General features: G+C 69.4%; 9 protein-coding genes. 3 read left to right on the top strand and 6 right to left on the bottom strand.

Annotated features, from left to right (window positions below; all coding sequences use genetic code 11):
- Nucleotides 1-9,516: non-ribosomal peptide synthetase (locus HUW62_RS35435; RefSeq protein WP_176436939.1), on the bottom strand; the 9,516-nt coding region annotated here is incomplete at its 3' end.
- A gap of 540 nt (nt 9,517-10,056) precedes the next feature.
- Between HUW62_RS35435 and HUW62_RS35430 the strand changes: the two genes are divergently transcribed.
- Nucleotides 10,057-11,463, top strand: a complete 1,407-nt coding sequence (locus HUW62_RS35430; RefSeq protein WP_163869872.1) for a cytochrome P450 — start codon at nt 10,057-10,059, stop codon at nt 11,461-11,463.
- On the opposite strand, the gene HUW62_RS35425 is transcribed toward HUW62_RS35430, so the two are convergent.
- The 4 genes from HUW62_RS35425 to HUW62_RS49190 all read right to left on the bottom strand — a co-directional run bounded on the left by HUW62_RS35425 (nt 11,460) and on the right by HUW62_RS49190 (nt 16,196).
- Nucleotides 11,460-12,323: a sulfotransferase domain-containing protein gene (locus tag HUW62_RS35425; RefSeq protein ID WP_176436938.1), complete on the bottom strand. Its 864-nt coding sequence runs from the start codon at nt 12,321-12,323 to the stop codon at nt 11,460-11,462. The genes HUW62_RS35430 and HUW62_RS35425 overlap by 4 nt on opposite strands.
- A 137-nt stretch (nt 12,324-12,460) precedes the next feature.
- The gene (locus HUW62_RS35420; RefSeq protein ID WP_176436937.1) at nt 12,461-14,851 is read right to left on the bottom strand and encodes an ABC transporter permease; all 2,391 of its coding nucleotides are present in this window, start codon (nt 14,849-14,851) and stop codon (nt 12,461-12,463) included.
- 465 nt (nt 14,852-15,316) lie between these two features.
- On the bottom strand, nt 15,317-15,781 hold the full coding sequence (locus HUW62_RS35415) for an SMI1/KNR4 family protein (RefSeq protein ID WP_176436936.1): 465 nt from the start codon (nt 15,779-15,781) through the stop codon (nt 15,317-15,319).
- A complete protein-coding gene (locus HUW62_RS49190) occupies nt 15,771-16,196 on the bottom strand; it encodes a hypothetical protein (RefSeq protein WP_368670558.1) in 426 nt (141 codons plus the stop codon). The genes HUW62_RS35415 and HUW62_RS49190 overlap by 11 nt, the downstream gene beginning before the upstream one ends.
- A 546-nt stretch (nt 16,197-16,742) precedes the next feature.
- Between HUW62_RS49190 and HUW62_RS35405 the strand changes: the two genes are divergently transcribed.
- Nucleotides 16,743-17,801 carry a hypothetical protein gene (locus HUW62_RS35405; protein ID WP_163869867.1) on the top strand — a complete coding sequence of 353 codons (1,059 nt, stop codon included), beginning with the start codon at nt 16,743-16,745 and terminating at the stop codon, nt 17,799-17,801.
- 156 nt (nt 17,802-17,957) lie between these two features.
- Nucleotides 17,958-18,503, top strand: coding sequence for a hypothetical protein (locus tag HUW62_RS35400; RefSeq protein ID WP_176436935.1), 546 nt, complete (start codon nt 17,958-17,960; stop codon nt 18,501-18,503).
- Nucleotides 18,504-18,577: 74 nt separating this feature from the next.
- On the opposite strand, the gene HUW62_RS35395 is transcribed toward HUW62_RS35400, so the two are convergent.
- Nucleotides 18,578-19,396 (bottom strand): DUF3014 domain-containing protein, encoded by an 819-nt coding sequence (locus HUW62_RS35395; protein ID WP_176436934.1) that lies wholly within the window; start codon nt 19,394-19,396, stop codon nt 18,578-18,580.
- Nucleotides 19,397-19,466 lie beyond the last annotated feature (70 nt).

Raw genomic sequence — 19,466 nt, 5'->3', positions numbered from 1 at the left:
GAGTGCGGAGGCGGGTGTGTTCTGCAGGGTGAAGGAGACCTGGAAGAGGGGCGAGTGGCTCAGGGAGCGCTTCGGAGCGAGCTCCTCGACGAGCTTCTCGAAGGGCACGTCCTGGTGCTCGAAGGCGCCGAGCGTGGCCTCCTTCACACGCGCCAGTACCTGGCGGAAGGAAGGGTTGCCCTCCAGGCGCGTGCGCAGCGCGAGCGTGTTGACGAAGAAGCCGATGAGGCCTTCGAGCTCGGCGACGCGGCGGCCGGCGATGGGGGAGCCGACGGTGATGTCGTCCTGGCCCGAGTAGCGCGACAACAGCAGTTGCCACCCGGCCAGCAGGGCCATGTAGGGGGTGACACCCTCCTGCTGGCATAGGGTCTTGAGGGCCTCGGACAGCTCCCGCGACAGATGCACGGGGTGCGAATCACCGCGGTAGGACTGGATGGCGGGACGGGGCCTGTCGGTGGGCAGCTCCAGCACTGACGGCGCGCCTCGTAGTTGCTGCTTCCACCAGCCAAGCTGCGCCGCCAGCACCGGGCCCTGCAGCCACGAGCGCTGCCAGACGGAGTAGTCGGCGTACTGCACCGGCAGCTCGGGAAGGGGTGAGGGGTGGCCAGCGCGGAAGGCCATGTAGAGGGCCGCCATCTCGCGCACCAGCACGTCCATGGACCAGCCGTCGGAGACGATGTGGTGCATGTTGAGCAGCAGCACGTGCTCGTGCTCGCCCAGCCGCAGCAGGCTTGCGCGCAGCAGCAGCCCGCGCTCCAGCACGAAGGGCGTGTGCGCTTCCTCCTCGACGAGCCGGCGCACCTCGGCCTCCCGGTCCTCACGGGAGGAGAGGTCCACCACCGGCAGCGCGAAGGGGGCAGGCTCGTGGATGTGCTGCGAGGGCTGTCCGTTGGCGCTGGGGAAGCAGGTGCGCAGCGACTCGTGGCGGCGGACGAGCTCGAAGAGGGAGCGCTGGAGGGCCGCGCTATCCAGGACGCCCGTCAGTCGCAGGGCGCCGGGGATGTTGTAGACGACGCTGCCAGGCTCCAACTGGTGGAGGAACCACAGGCGCTGCTGGGCGAAGGACAGCGGCGGCCCGTCCGTCCGGGGCGCCCGGGTGAGCGGAGGCAGCCAGACGCCCTGGCCCGCTTGAAGGGCGGCATCGAGGCGCTGGGCGAGCCGCTCCACGGTGGATGCCTCGAAAAGCTCCCGCAGGGCCAGCTCCACGTGGAGGGACTCGCGCACGCGGGAGACCAACTGGGTGGCCAGCAGGGAGTGGCCGCCCAGTTCGAAGAAGTCTCCGTGCAGACCCACCTGCTCGACGTTCAGTACCTCCGCGAAGAGGGCCGCCAGCTTCTGCTCGGTCTCCGTGCACGGGGCGACGAATTGTTCCTCCTTCGTTCCGGAGGCGTCTGGAGCCGGCAAGGCCTTGCGGTCCACCTTGCCATTGGGCGAAAGCGGCAGGGACTCCAGCAGAACCAGGGCCGAGGGGACCATGTACTCGGGGAGCTTCTGGCGCAGGGCGTCCTTGAGGGCCGAGGCGTCCGCGCCTGGGGCAACGGCATAGGCCACCAGACGCTTGTCGCCGGACGAGTCCTCGCGCACGAGGACGACGGCTTCCCGCACCTGCACCAGTTGGCGCAGCGCGCTCTCCACCTCGCCTGGCTCGATGCGGAAGCCGCGCACCTTCACCTGGAAGTCGGTACGGCCCAGGAACTCCAGCGTGCCGTCCTGCTTCCAGCGCGCCTTGTCGCCGGTGCGGTAGAGGCGCGCGCCCGTGGCGAAGGGGTGTGGCACGAAGCGCTCGGCGGTGAGGTCCGCCTGGCCCAGGTAGCCCCATGCCAGGCCGTCTCCGCCGGCAAACACCTCTCCGGGCACACCCACCGGGACGGGTTGCATGGCGGAGTCCAGCACGTAGACGTGGCTATTGGAGATGGGGCGGCCAATGGGGACGGAGGCGCCGAAGGAGGAGGCGGCCTCCAACCGGTGGCAGGCGGAGAACGTGGTGTTCTCGGTGGGTCCGTAGCCATTGACGAGGACAGCCCCCTCGGGGAGGCGGGCCAGGTGTTCGCGTACGCGCTGCGCTGGCAGCACGTCACCTCCGGCGAGCACCTGACGCACGGAGGCCAGGGCCTGGGGCTGGTGCACCGCCATCTGCTCGAAGAGAGCGGCGGTGAGCCAAAGGGTGGTGACGCGGTGACGAACGAGGGCCGCGCCGAGTTCCTCCAGGGAAGGCTGCTGGGGAGGGAAGAAGACGAGGCGTGCGCCATGAAGCAGGGCGCCCCAGACTTCGAGGGTGGAGGCGTCGAAGGAGATGGGGGCCAGTTGGAGGAAGACCTCCTCGGGCCCGAAGTGGATGAAGGAGCTGCCGAGCACCAGGCGGGTGATGCCGCGGTGGGCGATGGCCACGGCCTTGGGCTGCCCGGTGGAGCCCGAGGTGAACATGACGTACGCCAGACTGTCGGCGTGGGTGAATGCCTGGGGCGAAGTGGTGGGTTGGCGAGCCACCAGGTGCCAGTCGGAGTCGAGGCAGATGACGACGGGGACGTGACTGGGCAGCGCGTCCGCGAGCCGCTCCTGCGTGACGAGGACGGAGATGCCCGTCTGGGCGAGCATGAAGTCCAGCCGCTCCGCGGGGTAGGCCGGGTCCAGCGGGACGAAGGCGGCGCCGGCCTTGAGGATGCCCAGGAGGCCCTGCACCAGCTCCGGCGAGCGCTCCAGGCACAAGCCGACGCGGGTGCCAGGGGTGACGCCGAGGGTGCGCAGGTGCCAGGCCAGTTGATTGGAGCGCTCATCGAGCTGGCGGTAGGTGAGCGTGGCGCGCTCCGCCTCGACGGCGATGGCGTCCGGGGTGCGCGCGGCCTGGGCGGAGAAGAGCTGATGGACGCTCGCCTCGCGTGGGTACTCGGCGCCCGTGGCATTCCAGTCCACCAGCACCTGCTGACGCTCCGCTCCGGTGAGCAGGGAGAGGGAGTCCACGCGCGTGTCCGGCGAGCGGAGCGCCGCCCGCAGGAGCGCCTGGAAGTGCGTCACCAGCCGCGCCACCGTGGAGACGTCGAAGAGGTCGGTGTTGTACTCGAGGGTGCCGCCGAAGCCTTCCGGCGTGTCGGTGAGGATGAGCGCCAGGTCGAAGCGGGCCACGTGGCTCTGCAGCTCCATCAGGCGCAGGGAGAGGCCCGGCAGCGAGAGTGCGGAGGCGGGTGTGTTCTGCAGGGTGAAGGAGACCTGGAAGAGGGGCGAGTGGCTCAGGGAGCGCTTCGGAGCGAGCTCCTCGACGAGCTTCTCGAAGGGCACGTCCTGGTGCTCGAAGGCGACCAGGGTGCTCTGACGTACCTGCGCCAGCAGCTCCCGGAAGTTGGCGCGAGGGTTGAGCCGGGCGCGCAGGACGAGCGTGTTGACGAAGAAGCCGATGAGGCCCTCCAGCTCGGCGACGCGGCGGCCGGCGATGGGGGAACCGACGGTGATGTCGTCCTGGCCCGAGTAGCGCGACAGCAGCAGTTGCCACCCGGCCAGCAGGGCCATGTAGGGGGTGACACCCTCCTGCTGGCACGCGGCCTTGAGGGCCTCGGACAGCTCCCGCGGCAGGTGCACGGGAGTGGTGGCGCCCCGGTAGGACTGGACGGCGGGACGGGGCCTGTCGGTGGGCAGCTCCAGGGTGGCGGGAGCGCCTTCCAGGTGCTCGCGCCACCAGGAGAGCTGGGTGTCCAGTGTCTCCCCTCGGAGCCACGAGCGCTGCCAGACGGAGTAGTCGGCGTACTGCACGGGCAGCTCGGGCAGGGGCGAGGGCTGGCCAGCGCAGGAGGCCTTGTAGAGGGCCGCCATCTCGCGCACCAGCACGTCCATGGACCAGCCGTCGGAGACGATGTGGTGCATGTTGAGCAGCAGCACGTGCTCGTGCTCGCCCAGCCGCAGCAGGCTTGCGCGCAGCAGCGGCCCGCGCTCCAGAGCGAAGGGCGTGTGCGCTTCCTCCTCGGCGAGCCGGCGCACCTCGGCCTCCCGGTCCTCACGGGAGGAGAGGTCCACCACCGGCAGCGCGAAGGGGGCAGGCTCGTGGATGTGCTGCGAGGGCTGGCCGTTGGCGCTGGGGAAGCAGGTGCGCAGCGACTCGTGGCGGCGGACGAGCTCGCGGAGGGCGTGTTGGAGGGCTGTGCTGTCCAGGACGCCCGTCAGTCGCAGGGCGCCGGGGATGTTGTAGACGACGCTGCCAGGCTCCAACTGGTGGAGGAACCACAGGCGCTGCTGGGCGAAGGACAGCGGCAGCCCGTCCGTCCGGGGCGCCCGGGTGAGCGGAGGCAGCCAGACGCCCTGGCCCGCCTTGAGCGAGGACTCCAGACGGGCGGCAAGCGCGGAGAGGGTGGAGGACTCGAAGAGGGCGCGCAGGGGCAGCTCCACCTGGAAGGTGGAGCGGATGCGCGAGACGAGGCGCGTGGCCAGCAGGGAGTGGCCGCCCAGCTCGAAGAAGTCGTCGTGTACGCCGACGTGCTCCAGGCGCAGCAACTCCTTCCAGAGCGCGGCCAGCTTCTCCTCCCACGGAGTGCGCGGACCCTCGGCCCCGGCCGCGCCACGTGACACCTGGGGCGCGGGCAGGGCGCGCCGGTTCACCTTGCCATTGGGCAGCAGCGGCAGGGCCGCCAGGGCCACCAGGGCCTGCGGCACCATGAAGGTGGGCAGACGCTCCGTGAGCCACCCCTTCAACTCCGCCACGTCGAGCGTCTGTCCGGCACGAGGCACGGCGTAGGCCACCAGTTGCTTGTCACCGGGCACGTCCTCGCGCACCAGCACCAGCACCTCGTGCACCCGCGGGTGGCGCAGCAGGGCGGCTTCGACCTCGCCCGGTTCGATGCGGAAGCCGCGCACCTTCACCTGCGAGTCACCGCGGCCCAGGTACTCGAGGGTCCCGTCGGATCGCCAGCGGACCTTGTCTCCCGAGCGATACAGGCGCTGCCCGGGCTCGGAGGCGAATGGATCCGGCACGAAGCGCTCGGCCGTCAGCCCCGGCTGGTGCAGGTAGCCGCGCGCGACGCCCTCGCCGCCCACGTACAGCTCGCCCGTCACACCCACGGGGACGGGCTGCTGCTCCTCGCCCAGCACGTAGGTGCGCACGTTGAGCACCGGCCGACCGATGCACACCTCGCGGCCCTCCGGCTGCTCCCGTGCCGACAGGTTGATCGCCGTGGCGACCGCCATCACCTCGGTGAGGCCGTAGGTGTTGAGCAGCGGCACGGCCGGACCTACGCGCCGCATCCACTGCGCCACGCGCTCCGGTACCGCGCGCTCGCCGCCGATGATCAACCAGCGCAGCCCGCGAGGCATCCGCCCGTGCCCCTCTTCGAGGCAGGCGACCAGCTCATGCCAGAAAGCGGTGGGAAGGTTGAGCTGAGTGATGCCCTGTGCCTCGCACCACGCCAGGAAGGCCTCGGGTGCTTCCACCTGGGCGGAAGGCCGCAACACCAGCGTGCCGCCCTGGGTGAGGCACGTGTAGAGCTCCTCCGCGCTGGTGTCCCAGCTGATGGAGGCGAACTGCAGCAGCCGATCTCCCGGGGAGATGGGCGAGAAGCACGAGGCGGCCCGGCTGTAGTTCACCAGCGACCGGTGCGACATCACCACGCCCTTGGGCTGGCCCGTGGATCCCGAGGTGTAGAGGACGTACGCGGCCGCTTCGGGAGGCAGCACGACGGATGGCGCCTCCGCGCCGCACATGGCGATGGCCTCGCGTGCGCCGTCCAGGCACACCTCCTCCACCTGGAGGCCTGACAACTTCCCGCGCGTGGGCGCATGCACCAGCAGCACGCGGATGCCGCTGTCGACCACCATGTGGGCCAGTCGCTCGGCCGGATAGGCACTGTCCAGCGGCACGTAGGCGGCGCCCGCCTCGAGGATGCCCAGGAGCGCCACCACCATGTCCAGGGAGCGCTCCAGGCACAGGCCGACCCGCGCCTCGGGGCCGATGCCGCGCGCCCGCAGGAAGTGGGCGAGCCGATGGGCCCGCTCCATCAGCTGCGCGTACGTGAGGGTGCCGCCCTCCGCGGCCACCACCGCCAGGGCATCGGGCGTGCGCGCCGCCTGGGCCTCGATGAGCGCGGGGATGCGGGTGTCGCCGGCCGGTCCCTCGCGCGTCGCATTCCACTCCACCACCACCCGCTGTTGCTCCTCGGCGGACAGCAGGGGCAGCGTCCTCACCCGCGTCTCCGGTGCCCCGACGGCGCCCTCCAGCAGCACCTGCAGGTGGCCCAGCAGGCGCTCCAGGGTGGACGCGTCGAAGAGGTCCGCGTTGTAGAGGGCCTCCAGCCACACCCCCTCGGGAGCGCGGACGAGCGTCATCGTCAGCTCCAGCTCCGTGGTGGCGGGCACCGTCTCCAGCGCCTCCACGTGCAGGCCCGGAAGGGTCAGCCGCGACAGGGGGGCGTCGAGCTGATTGAAGAGCACCTGGAAGCGCGGCGCGCGGCGGCCCAGGGTCTCGAAGGGCACGTGCGGATGGGCGAAGCCCTCCAGCACCGTGTGGCGGGTGCGCGCGAGCAGTTCGCGAAACGTGGGGTTTCCGGCCAGGTGGGCGCGGAAGACGAGGGGCTCGAAGAAGAGGCCCACGACGCCATCGAGGCCCGCCTGCCCGCGGTTTGCGAAGGGCGAGCCCACCAGGAAGTCCTCCTGCCCGCTGTAGCGCGACAGCAGCACCTTCAGGCCCGCCAGCACGGTCATGAACAGGGTTCCCGACTCCTGGCGGGCCAGCGCCTCCAGGCCCCGCACCAGCGTGGGGGGCAGCAGCACCTTGCGCAGCCCGGCGCTCCCGGTGCCCGCGCGGCGCGGCCTGTCCGTGGGCAGCTCCAGCGACAGCGGCGCGTCCGCCAGGTGCTGACGCCACCAGGAGCGTTGCGCCTCCAGCGCCTCGCCATGGAGCGTGGCGCGCTGCCAGGCGGCGTAGTCGGAGTACTGGAGGGAGGGCTCGGCCACGGCCGGCTTCGTGCCCATGTGGAAGGCCCCGTAGAGCTCTCCCAGCTCGCGGACCAGGACTCCCGCGGACCAGCCATCGACGATGAGGTGGTGCAACGTCACCAGCAGCACGTGCTCACGTTCGCCCAGCCGCAGCAGGGTGACGCGCAGCAGTGGACCGCGCGCGAGGTCGAACGGGCGGTGCGCGTCCTCGCGCAGCAGCCTCCGCACCTCGGCCTCACGCTCGGTGGCGGGCAGTGCCCCCAGGTCGACCGGAGTGAGCGTGAAGACGGCGGGGGACGCGCTGACCTGGAAGGGCTCGCCAGCCTCGGAATGGAAGGTCGTCCGCAGCGCCTCATGGCGGCGCACCAGCTCGCCCAGGCTGTGCTCCAGGGCCGTGACGTCGAGCGCACCCGCGAGCTTCAGCGCGGCGGACAGGTGGTAGGCGAGGCTGCCTGGCTCGAGCTGCTCGAGCAGCCACATCCGCTGCTGGGCGAGGGTCAGCGGCGCCGGGCCGCGCTCCTCGCGGCGGGGGATGCAGACGCGGGCCTTCTTCTCACGCCAACGCGCCAGCAGCGGGTCGGCGGTGGCGGCCAGCGTCGGGTACCGCCACAGGAAGGCCGGGGGCAGTGACAGCTCCAACTCGGCCTCGAGCCGGCCCTGCAGCTCGAGGAGCATCAGCGAGTCGAGGCCGAGCTCCGCCAACGCGGAGTGAGCGTGGATGCCCGAGGACTCCAGGTGCACGACGCGGGCGAGCACGTCGCGCAGGTAGCTCTCCAACCGGGAAAGCTGCTCCTCGGGGGCCGTGGCGCGCAGGAGCTCCGCGATGGGGAGCGCCCCCTGCGTCACGGCTTCCGGCTGCTCCGAGACGACCGAGCGGCCCACCGTCTCGAGGGTACCGGTCATGAAGCCGATGCGGCATGCGTGACGTTGGATCTTCCCGCTGGAAGTCTTGGGGATTGAGCGCGGCTCGAGCAGCACCACCGCGTGCACGTGGACCGCGTGCTCCTCGGCCACCTTCTTCCGGATGGCGTCGGTCACCGCGTCCGCGTCGGCGCCGCGCAGGTCCACCTCGGCGGCCACGCCCAGCCGCTCCTCGCCCTCCACCTCCACGGAGAAGGCGGCGATGCAGCCCTGGCGCACGGCCTTGTGGGCCGACTCGAGCGTCAGCTCGATGTCCTGGGGGTAGAAGTTGCGGCCCCGGATGATGATGAGGTCCTTCAACCGGCTGGCGATGTACAGCCTTTCGCCGGAGAAGAAGCCGAGGTCTCCCGTGCGCAGGAACGGCCCCGAGCCATCCGCCAGCCGCGCGTCGAAGGTGCGCGCCGACGCCTCCGGTTGGTTCCAGTAGCCCCGGGCCACGCTCGGACCGGAGAGCCAGATCTCACCCACCTCGTGGTCGGCGCAGGCGCTCCCCGTCTCCGGGCGCACGATGAGCATGTGCAGCTCGGACGGGCGGCGGCCCGAGGACACCATCACCCGGGCGCCCTGGGTGCCCTCCGGCACCGCGGCGGCCTTCCCGTGCTCCAGCGCCTGGGGGTCCACCGCCAGGGAGGTGAACAGCTCCTCCTTGTCCCCGCTGGAGGCGATGAGCGTGGCCTCGGCCAGGCCGTAGCACGGGTAGAAGGCCTCACGCCGGAAACCGCACGGGGCGAAGGTGCGGGCGAAGTGCTCCAGCGTTTCCTGTCGGATGGGCTCGGCGCCGTTGAAGGCCAGATCCCAGCGGCTCAGGTCCAGCTCGGCCCGCTCCGCCTCGGTCATCTTCCGCGCCACCAGGGCGTAGGCGAAGTTGGGACCACCGCTGGTGGTGCCGCGGAAGTGTGAGACTGCCTGCAGCCAGCGCGCGGGGCGCTGCAGGAAGGCGATGGGCGACATCATCGTGCAGGGGAAGCCCACGTACATCGGCTGGATGACATTGCCGATGAGCCCCATGTCGTGGAACAACGGGAGCCAACCGACGCCCACCGACTCCGGGGTGTGACCGAACCCCTGCGCGATGAGCCGCTCGTTGTGCAGCACGTTGGCGTGGGTGAGCATCACGCCCTTGGGCGTACCCGTGGAACCCGAGGTGTACTGGAGGAAGGCCAGCGTGTCGCCGGAGATGTCTGGCCTGCGCCAGGACTGGGCGGCGTCCGCGGGGGTGGCGTCGGTGGCCATCCACTTCAGCACCGCCATCTCCGGTGCCAGCTCATGGAGCGCTCCGGACAGCTCCAGGATGGTCGAGGTGGTGAGGACGAAGCCCGCCTCGCAATCACGCGCGATTGCCCGCAGGCGGGGCAGGGTGCGCTCGAGCCGCATCGGGTCCGGCGGGTAGGCCGGGACGGCCACCACGCCAGCGTAGAGGCAGCCCATGAAGGCGGAGATGAACTCCAGTCCCGGAGGGAACAGCAGCAGCGCCCGTTGGCCCCGGGCTCCCTCCGCCTGCAGGGCCGCGCCGATGGCGCGCGCGCGCGCATCGAGCCGGGCGTAGCTCCACTCCTCCATCCCGCCGTCCAGGTCGCCGGTTTCCAGGAAGCGGTACAGCAGCCGGGCGCCTTGCGCCTCCACGCGAAGGCGCAGCAGCTCGACGAGGGTGTCGCACCGAGGATGAAGCAGAGCAGGCTGGTTCAAGGGGGCCCCCTGAAGCCCGAGAGCAGTCGGACGTTGAGAAACAAGGACGTGTCACCGGGGTACGTCGGGCAGTGCCTCTAGCGCGTGGCACCGGCCTCCACGAACCCGGCATGCGGAGCGAGGCCCGCGCCGGGCAGTTCCGGCCCGACGCGCAAGCTAGACTCCAGCGGTGAGCGCGGTAGCGGTCATGACGAGCGGCTCCCCGCCCATCGGCCAGAACTGGGATTGGGCGCGCCGCGGCAATTGAGAGTGATTGCGCGACATCTCCGCCCCGACGGAAGCCTCGTGGGCGCCAGGAGTCGCCAGTCCGCTGGAGAGCAGCAGCGCTAACACCAGGACGGTAGGCGCACCAACGACGTACTGCGGGGGCGCCATGAACTTATTCCTTTCAACGATGGTCACGCCAGAGCCTCTTTCAACCTATGCTACTTTGTCCAACTTTCCATGGCTAGGTGGGAACGCTATCTTGAGACCTTCGTCATGACGAGGCGTCTGCCTGCCCGGTAATGGCGGAGCGGGCGTAGCTCGGAGAGGGCAACAATGGCTTCGGGTAGGTCGCTGGCGTTGCCCCCAGGACCCAGGGGTGACTGGCTGGTCGGGAGTGCGTTCGAGGAGCGGGCCGATTCGATCGGGATGTACCTGCGCTACTTCAAGCAGTACGGGGACATCGTCCGGTTCCGGCTGGGCCGGACGCCGTTCTACCTGGTCAGCCACCCCCAGTCCGTGAAGCACTTCCTGGCGGACAACGCGGCGAACTACCCAAGGCACGCCCCCGGCGCGAAGCGGCAGAAGAGTGGGGGCCTGTTCACCCTTTCCGGGGAGCCCTGGAAGCGGCACCGGCGGCTGATGCAACCGGGGTTCCATCGCCAGCGGATGGAGGCGCAGGTGCCGGCGCTGGTGCGGAGCACCCAGTGGACCTTCGACAACTGGTGGGAGGCGCTGGTGCGTACGGGCGAGCCCTTCAATCTGACGGAGGCGCTCTCCCGGGTGACTGTCTCCCACATGGCCCAGGCCGTGTATTCCGAGGAGGCGAGCGAGGAGGTGTTCGCCGCGACCCGGCAGATGCTGGACTTCAACAACGATCGGCGGCCGCTGCCGTTGGTGTTGTTGCTCCAGGCGCTACCCTTCCTGGATCGGCGCCGGCCCAAGCGGCAGGAGGCGATGGCCCTGCTCCGGGAGGTGGGCCGCCAGCAGGTGGCCCGGCGGCGGCAAGGGGGCGGGGGCACGCAGGACCTGCTCACCGCGATGATGGAGGCCCGCGATGAGGAGGGCGAGGGCCTGAACGATGCCGAGCTGGGGGCCGAGTTCTTTACCCTCTTCTTCGCTGGGCACGAGGCGACCACGTCCGCGTTGGTGTGGACCTGGGTCGAACTGGCGCGTCACCCGGAGATCGAGGAGCAGGTGCGCGCGGTGGTGGAGCAGAGCCTGGGGGACAGCCCCCCGACAGGAGAGGACCTGCCGAAGTTGAGCTACCTCACCCAGGTGTTCCAGGAGGCGATGCGCCTGCACCCTCCGGCGCCGGTGCTGGGACGGACGGCGCTGGCGGCGGATCGGATGATGGACTTCGACGTGCCGGCGGGAACGAACGTCATCGCGGTGCCCTACGTGCTGCACCGGCACCCTGAGTTCTGGGAGGAGCCGGAGCGCTTCTTGCCGGAGCGCTTCTCCCGGGAGCGGGAGCAGAAGATTTCGCGCTTCCTCTACGTGCCCTTCGGAGCGGGACAGCGGTTGTGCATGGGGAACAACCTGGCGCTGATGGAGGGCACGCTGACGCTGGCGATGATGGTGCAGCGCTATCGGGTGTCCCTGGTTCCGGGGCAGCCGATCGTTCCGCGGGCGGGCGCCACCTACCATGTGCAGGGCGGACTGAAGGTAACCCTCGCGCCGGCGCGCCAGGCCGCATTGAAGGCACGGCGGCACGTGTCGCCAACCGCCGGTTCTGCCTAGATGCGCTCCGAGTCCTTCAGGCGCAGTTCGTTGCGGAGCCGCTCCAGCCTCCGTGTCAGCTCAGCGGAGTGCTCCTCGCGGATGCGCTGACGCTCGCCGCCAGAGCCGCCCTTGCGGATGAAGCCGCCCTCGGGCTGCTCGTACATGGACAGACGGAAGTCGAATTTCATCTCGTGCTGCTTCATGTACGCGAAGCTGCATTTGTGGAGGATGTCGCCCAGGCGCTCTTCCCGCAGCGGAATGCCGCAGAAGGCGGCGATGCGGCGCACCTGGGCCTCCAGGTCGTCGCGCAGGTCCTCGTAGCGAACCCACAGCACGTTGTCGTCATGGCGGTGCGGCAACCACGAGCGCATATAAGCGAACCAGTCAGCGTTGCCATCGCTTCGCAGCGAGGCCCCCATGAAGGCGTCGAAGTCCATGAGGAACCGCGTCGCCAACTGGTGATGGTGATAGTGGGAGATGAGGGCGTCGCGGACGTCGCGAGTGACCAGGATGATGCGTGAGCTCTTCGCCGGCCGTAGATGTTCGTACAGCATGTGCGTCTTCATGAGCCGCGGTGACGGCAGTCGCTCCAGGTGGCCGAGGCGGGCCTTCAGGCTGAGTTCCTCCAGATAGGGCGACACCTGGGAGATGTGGCCGAACTCGCCGCGCCCCTCATTGACCAACTGAACGAGGATCATCTGCAGCCAGGTGGTGCCGCACTTCGGGTACGTCGCGATGTAGACGTCCCCGGGCCGGGGCCGGAAGTCCAGGCGCCAGCGAAGGGGGCTCAGCGCATCCCGGCCCCACTTGGAAAAGCTACTGGCAAGGTTCACCGGCGTGGAAAGGAGCAGGAAGAGAAGTTTCGCGAGCCAGCGCATCGTCAGCCAGGGCCTTTGTCGGAAAACCGCTAAGGAGTGGTGAAGCGGGGATTCTAGCTGAGCGCGGAGGCCGCCGCGCCAGGTCGTCTGGTATCGCGGTGCGTCGAGGCGACCTCGCGCGTCGGTCCTGTCGGGACTCAGGGGCTTCGCATGGCCACGAGCGGGTCCACGCGGGTGGCGCGGCGCGCGGGGAACCAGCAGGCCAGCAGGGCGATGACGGCGAAGAGGGTGGCCACGGCGCCGAAGGTGAGGGGATCCGTGGCGGTGATGCCGTGGAGTTGGCTTGTGAGCAATCGGCTCAGCGCCAGCGAGCCCATGAGGCCCAGGGCGATGCCCACTCCCGCGAGCCTCGCGCCCTGGCCGAGGACGAGCCGGAGGACGTCTCCAGGCCGGGCCCCGAGCGCCATGCGGATGCCCAGTTCTCGGGTGCGCTGTGTGACGAGCAGCGAGATGACGCCGTAGAGGCCGTAGGTGGACAGCACCAGGGCCAGGGTCGCGAAGCCGCCGAGCAGGCAGAGCACGAGCCGCCGAAAGCCGAGTGACTGGGAGATGACCTGGTCCATGGTGAGGGCTCGGAAGACGGGCAGGCTCGAGTCGACCCGGCGAACGGCCTGGCGGACCGAGGGCAGCAGGGTTTCTGGTGGCACCGAGGTCCGCGCGACGAGGACGAGGCTGTCATCGCCCCAGGGACGGCCGTACGGGACATGGAGCTCGGCCAGAGGGGTCTTGTCCAGGCCGGCCTGCCGCACGTCGCCGACGACGCCGATGATGGTGTGGGCACCCGTGCCGAGGCGGAGCTGTCGGCCCAGGGCGTTGCCGTCCGGGAAGTGCCGTCGCGCGAGCGTCTCGTTGATGATGACGGTGGCGGGCTGGCCGGGGGCCGCGTCGTGGGTCGTGAAGTCGCGGCCCTGCTTGAGCGGGATGCCCAGGGTGGCGAAGAAGCCGGGGCTGGTGGAGCGTCGTTCGGCGCGATGCTCGGTGCCGGGCTCTGGAGGCGGTTCGCCCTCGATGACGTAGCGGGCGTTGTTCCATGCGCGCTGGATGGGAAGCAATGACGTCATTCCCACGGCGCTCACGCCGGGCAGCGCGCGGACCTCGTCGAGGATGGGCTCCAACAGGGTGCTCGGCACGTTCGCGTCGAGCCCTTGGTCGTTGAAGAACCGGGTGTCGGGGATGGCGATGTGCAGCGTGAGGAGCTGCTCGGGGGCGAGTCCGGGAGATGTGCCGAGGAGTTGGAAGAAGCCTCGACCGAGGAGGCCCGCGCCCATGAGGAGCACGAGGCAGACGGCCAACTCCACGACAATCAGCGTGGACCGGAGCCGCTGGCCGCTGGAGACCGGGGCTCCGCGAAGGTCGAGTCGGGAGACCTGGAGCGCGGGAAGCAGCCCGAAGGCCAGGCCGCTGCCGATGGAGATGGCGGCCAGGAACAGGAAGGTCGTCCCGTCGAGGGACACGGCGGCCCGGTGAGGCATCGACTCGGGGGCGACGGCGAGCAGCGCGTCCAGGCCCCAGTGCGCGAGCAGTCCGCCCAGGGCGCCTCCCGTGAGCGCGAGCAGGAGGCTCTCCACGAGGAGTTGCTGGATGATTCGGGCTCGGGTCGCGCCCAGTGCCACTCGAACTGCGAGTTCCTGCCGGCGGCCTCCCGCGCGCGCGAGCAGGATGTTCGCGACGTTGGCGCAGGCGATGAGGAGGACCAGGGCCACGGCGCCGAGCAGCAGCTTCAGGGGGCCGCTCCAGAGCCGCGTCTGGGCCTCGGCGAGCGAGTCGACGCGGGCGGTGCGGTCCTTGAGGGCCTCGGGGCCCGCGGCGGCGATGCCGGCGGTGACGGCCTTGAGCTGTTCGTTCGCCGTGTCCAGGGTGATTCCGGGCGCCAGTCGGGCGCGTACCGAGAGCACCGTGGAATAGCGAGCGCCGCGGGCATCGGGCGGAGCCACCAGCGGGAGCCAGACATCCATGTTCGGGTCGAAGGACTCAGGAATGACGCCGACGACGGTATGGGGGACATTGTCGAGGAGCACCGTGCTGCCGAGGACGGCGGGATTCGCGCCGAACCGGCGACGCCAGACGGCTTCATTGAGGACGGCGACGGCTTCGTGACCGGGTTGGTCGTCGCCGGGCGCGAAGGTCCGTCCGAGCAACGGAGGCACGCCGTGCACGGAGAAGTAGTCGGCGGTGCCTCGGGTGGCCTCGAGGCGCTCGGAATCGTCGTCGGTGCGGAGGATGGAGCCGCCCACGGTGAACGCGGCCAGGTGCTCGAAGGCCCGGGTCTGGTCCCGCCAGTCGAAGAATGTGAGCCAGGAGACGGGGCCGCCGCTGCCTTGAGCGCGCAGCTCGACGAGCGAAACGAGCCGCTCGGGTTCGGCGTACGGGAGGGGCCGGAGGAGTACGCCGTTGACCGCGCTGAAGATGACGGCGTTGGCGCCGATGCCCAGCGCCAGGCAGAGGATGGCGGCGAACGCGAAGCCGGGGGCACGTCGGAACGTGCGGAACGCGAAGCGCGCATCCGCGATGATCAAGTTGTCGAACATTCGAGGTCGCCGGTTGGGGGTTCGAAAGAGCCCGCATCTTGGCCGACAGCGGCGTGCCGGAGGCCTGGGAACGGCGGGGAAGAACCGTGGGAAAACGACCCCTGGATTCCCATTCGCTTAGTTTACATAACGCATGTTATCGGACGTAACGATAGAGGGAGGCCAGGGGCGTGCGGCGGTCCTCGCGGGTCCATCCCGGGGTTTGCGCGCGGCCTGTCCGACCGGTGCCCTTCACCGGGCGCTGCGGCTTCAGTTGCCTTGGAGCCAAGCTCCACCAGCAAGTCCAAGGCTGCGTGGCGACCTGTGCACGGTATCTAGAAGCTGGTCGAGAGTCGGCATCATGGAATCAGTCGCCACGGACAAGCCTGAACGGCCCGAGGACTCCCAGCCCGGTTTTGACCTCGCCGGCACCATCTCAATATTGGCTGCAGCCCTTGGTTTTCGGCAGCTTCTATTCCCTCTCCATCAATCTGCGGGGAGCCACCAGAGTTGATTGCCGCTGCGCAACGTGCGCTCCAGCCATACCGCGAACGACGACGCAATCTCCACGACCTGCTGCGGGTAGGTCTCGTGGTAGGCGTCGAGGATGGGGTACGGCGCGGGCCGCGCCACGTCCACGAGGTTGTAGTCGGAGTCCTGTAGGTAGACGAGCGTCCACCAGGACGCGGCTCCCGCCGATTCCTCCTGCCGAGGCTTGGCGACTCGCACCGGCTGGATTTCGTGCAGCCCGAGGATGCGAAATGTTTGCTCCGGCTGTGGCTCGAAGAGGCATGCACCGTTGGTGCGCAGGTAGAACGCGCGCAGCTCGTCATCCAGGCGCCAGCCAGCGCTGGCCTCAAACGCAGCTATCTGCTCAAGCGTCGCGGGCGCGTTCGGGTAGTGGCTCGCGGCGACCTCGTCGAGCAGCTTTTGCAGGTGGCTAATCGGCATACGGTCTATCCAGTCCGATGGTCCGCCACCGCGCGTCACCCGCGTAGCATTGAGGATATGCCTTGTTGGCCACGTCGTGCACTTCGGGTGGCATGGGCAGCACGTTGTTGCGCGCCGTGGGATGACCGCCATGCAGCAAGTCATGGATGTGGTGGCCGGGCCAGTTGTCGCCACCAGGGACGCGCGGCCATGCCCCGAACTCCTGGGCCCAGGCGTTGCGGTAGCCCCGCCGCGCGCTGTCCCAGATGCGCCGGAGCGCCGGCACGTTGGGCACTGCGGCGTAGTCGCAGCAGCAGTGCGTGATTGCGAGCCGTCCACCGGCCTCGGCTGGTAGCGCCAGGAACCGGCCGCGCCAGTCGCCCTTGATGTCCGCCAGCCAGATTGCATCCCTTGAGGGTGTGCCCTTCGCCTGCACACCGCGCCTCGCAGCGGTTCCACCAAGCGGCCGAGCAGCTCCAGGGGCCGTAGTAGATGCTCGTGGTCACCTGTCCGCCGTCGGGAGTCGGCACGGCAGGACCCACCCACTTGGCGGACGCTGGCGGCCCGACACTGCCAACGGTTGCCGAGCCACATGCAGAAAGAGCCAGGACAGCGAGCACTCGTAACCGGGCAGACATGAAAAATCTGCTTACCCTACCCTCGTCATCTTGTCCCTCGTGAGCGAACCCGGTCGTACTGCGTGGGCGATCAAGGCGGGGGCTTCTCCGCTGGAAGCTCTTGGTAGCGCAGTCCGAACTCGCGCTCCCTGGTGACTGGTGACACCAGGTGATGATCAGCGTCACCGTGAGACGCGGGACGCGGCAGGAGCTCCGGCCCTCCAAGTGACTGATTTCCCAAGCAACGGTGTGCCTCATGAGGGCACCTGCGGCTGGCACGGACCCTGCCTTGGGTCCGGGCAAGTCGTTCGACGGCGGCCCTGCTTCTCCGGCCCGCTCCCAACCTCGGTCCTTCGGAGTCCGCAATGTCCCTCTCCATCCCCAGCCGCTCCTGCTCGCCCTCCGTTTCGAACTCCTCCGCCATCAAGCCGGTCTCCACTCCGGCCCCATGCGTGGCGGGTACGCAGGCGCGGAAGCCAGGGAACGACCTGCGCCAGATGTTCATGGCGGACGCCTTCGACGCCGGGCCGAGCAAGGCGGGGAGCGGCGCCCAGGCGGCCGGCCCGGAGAAGGCGCTGGAGCAACTGGTCCAGATGATCATGCAGGCCACGCAGATGCTGAAGACGCTGGGCGGCCAGGCTCCGGGCGCGCAAGGCGGTGAAGGCGGCACCCTGGACGTCTCCGGATCAGGCAAGGCCCCCCGTGGCGGCGCTTCGGCGATTCCGGCTGACGCGGCCCCTGCTCCTTCGATTCCGGGCGACGCTTCGGCCACGGGTCAGGCGGGCCGCACCGGGAAGCCTTCGCACCCGACCTACAACAGCGACGCGGGCCCGGGCTTCGGTCCTCCTTCGGCCGGATCCACGGAGCCCGCTCCTTCGAACGCGCCCTGGCTGGCCAAGAACAACGTCGGCTCGCCCTACAACAGCAACATCCAACTCATCGACGCGGGCCAGAAGGACCAGTTCAAGTACACCAACACCTTCAAGAACACGACGAACGAGCCCCAGACCATCACGCTCTGGAACAAGACCGGTCAGAACGGCAACCCGAACGACGGGCAGAACTTCGACAAGAGCTCGCCCGTGACGTTCACCCTCAAGCCCGGCCAGTCGCAGACCCTGGCGTTCGACAGCAACACCAGCATCGCCTGGGCCGTGTCCAAGGACGGCTCCGCGAAGCCCGGCGCCAACTCCGGCCAGACCTGGGGCGAGGCCACCTTCGCCAACTCCGGCACCGGCTGGAGCGGCTACGACACCAGTCAGATCGCTCCAGCGGGCCACAACGGCAAGATGTCCATCTCCAACGTCGCCAACGGCCACACGGTGACGGAGGCCAACGCCTGGCAGACCGAGCAGGACGACCCCGCCGGCAAGGACGTCGGCGTCCCCGCCGGCCCACTGCACCTGAAGACGGAGCTTGGCTGAGCCAGCCAGCCTGAAGGGCCCGTCCGACTCGTAGCCCGAATGCCCGAATCTTAGGGTCCTGGGCCTCTCGGCCTTCCGCCCGTGGGCCTGGTTGCCCGGACGTCCTCGTTGAGTCCTCGCTTCTCCGCGCCACCGTGGCCGCGTACCGTGCCCGGCATGCGTTTCCTCCAACGAACCGCGGTCGCGACCGCGTTTTGCTGCGGTCTGCTGGCGCTGACGGGATGCCCGGACAAGACCTCGGGCCCGTCGCCTGACTCCGGCGTCGCCGATGCTCCCGAGGTACCCAAGCCTCCGCCGCCGACCACCTTCGCGCTTCGCTCCCTGGCCCCCGATGCCGGCTTGGTGGAGATCTCCCTGGAGCCTGGAGAGAAGCCGGTCATCGAGCCGACCACGACCCTGGAGCTGACCGCTTCACGGGGCCTTCGGAACTACCGGGTCCGGCTCTTCGACGCCGCCGAGCGCGCCATGGTCTCCGATGACGTCGCCGAGGAATCCGAGACCGGGCTCGTCTACCGCATCGTCCTGCCACAGCCTCTCAAGACTGGCTTCGAGTACACCCTGGTCGTCGACGCCCAGACTGGCACCGCGTTCACGGACACCTTGGGCCGTGACGTCGAAGAACTCCGCACCACGTTCCTGATCGCCGGCGAAAAGGAAAAGCCGGCACTGCCCCCAGCGTCGGCCAAGAAGAAGCGTCGCTAAGCCCAGGCCCAGCGGCCCCGAATGCTTACAGGAGGCCCCGTCGCAGGGCCTCCCATGGACATTGGGGCCTGTGACTACGGGCCCTCGGCGGCCACCGAAGGAAGCCCCAGCGCGCTCTGGAGCTCCCGGAGCTTCGCCTGGATGATTCGAATGTTCTGCGGCCCCATCCGCAGCAAGTGCTTCTGCGCCCGGCTCAGTCCCTCCAGCTCCGGTGACGCATAGACATAGAGCGCCCCTTGCGGCTGGACCTCCAGCGCGCCGCCTTCCGGCACCGGAACCGCGAGCAGATGCTGAATGGCGCGACTCAACGTCGAATCGAAGGTCTGTCCCGGCGGAGCAATCTCGCCATGCGCCTGGTCGATGAGCGGCTTCAAGTCGCGGTACATGCTCCTGGCGACCTGCGCGTCGAACGTTCCAACCACTCGCGCGACCAGGTCGTAGCGAGCATGGCTTCGCGGGTCGATGGTCACCGACTTGTTCTTGCCCTCGACGACCTGGAACTTGTCGGCCGGGCCCATGAAGCCCAGCACCATCCGCGGGCTCGCGCCCTCCGCGATGTTGTTCACCGCCGCCGTCACCCGGCGCACCAGGTCCTTCTCCTGAAGCCAGCGCTGCAGCTCCGCTTCCTCGGACATCCGGCTCGCCATCTCCCGGACTCGACCATCGCTCTCCGGCAGCGAAGCAGTCGGCGCAGGCGGCGCGGCCACGCCTGCATCCTCGATCTTCGGAATCTCCGCGTACACGGGCTCAGGCTCCTTCTCGAAGACCCCCAGCGCCACGGCCGCACCCACGCCCACCGCCACCAGCGCGCCACCCACCAGGGCGGCCTTCTTTCCGGCCGAGCCGCGCTTGGGCTCCTCGGGGCTCTGCGTCGGGTCCATCGGGTCGCTCATGCGTGCGTCCTCCGTCTCGGGGTCGTCTCACCCTACAAACGACTCCCGGACGCATTCCACGGGCACGATG

It is taken from the genome of Myxococcus sp. AM011 (assembly GCF_013372595.1).
Taxonomy (GTDB): domain Bacteria; phylum Myxococcota; class Myxococcia; order Myxococcales; family Myxococcaceae; genus Myxococcus; species Myxococcus eversor.
Note: the sequence above shows the minus strand (reverse complement) of the source record. Positions and strands in the feature narration are given on the sequence as shown.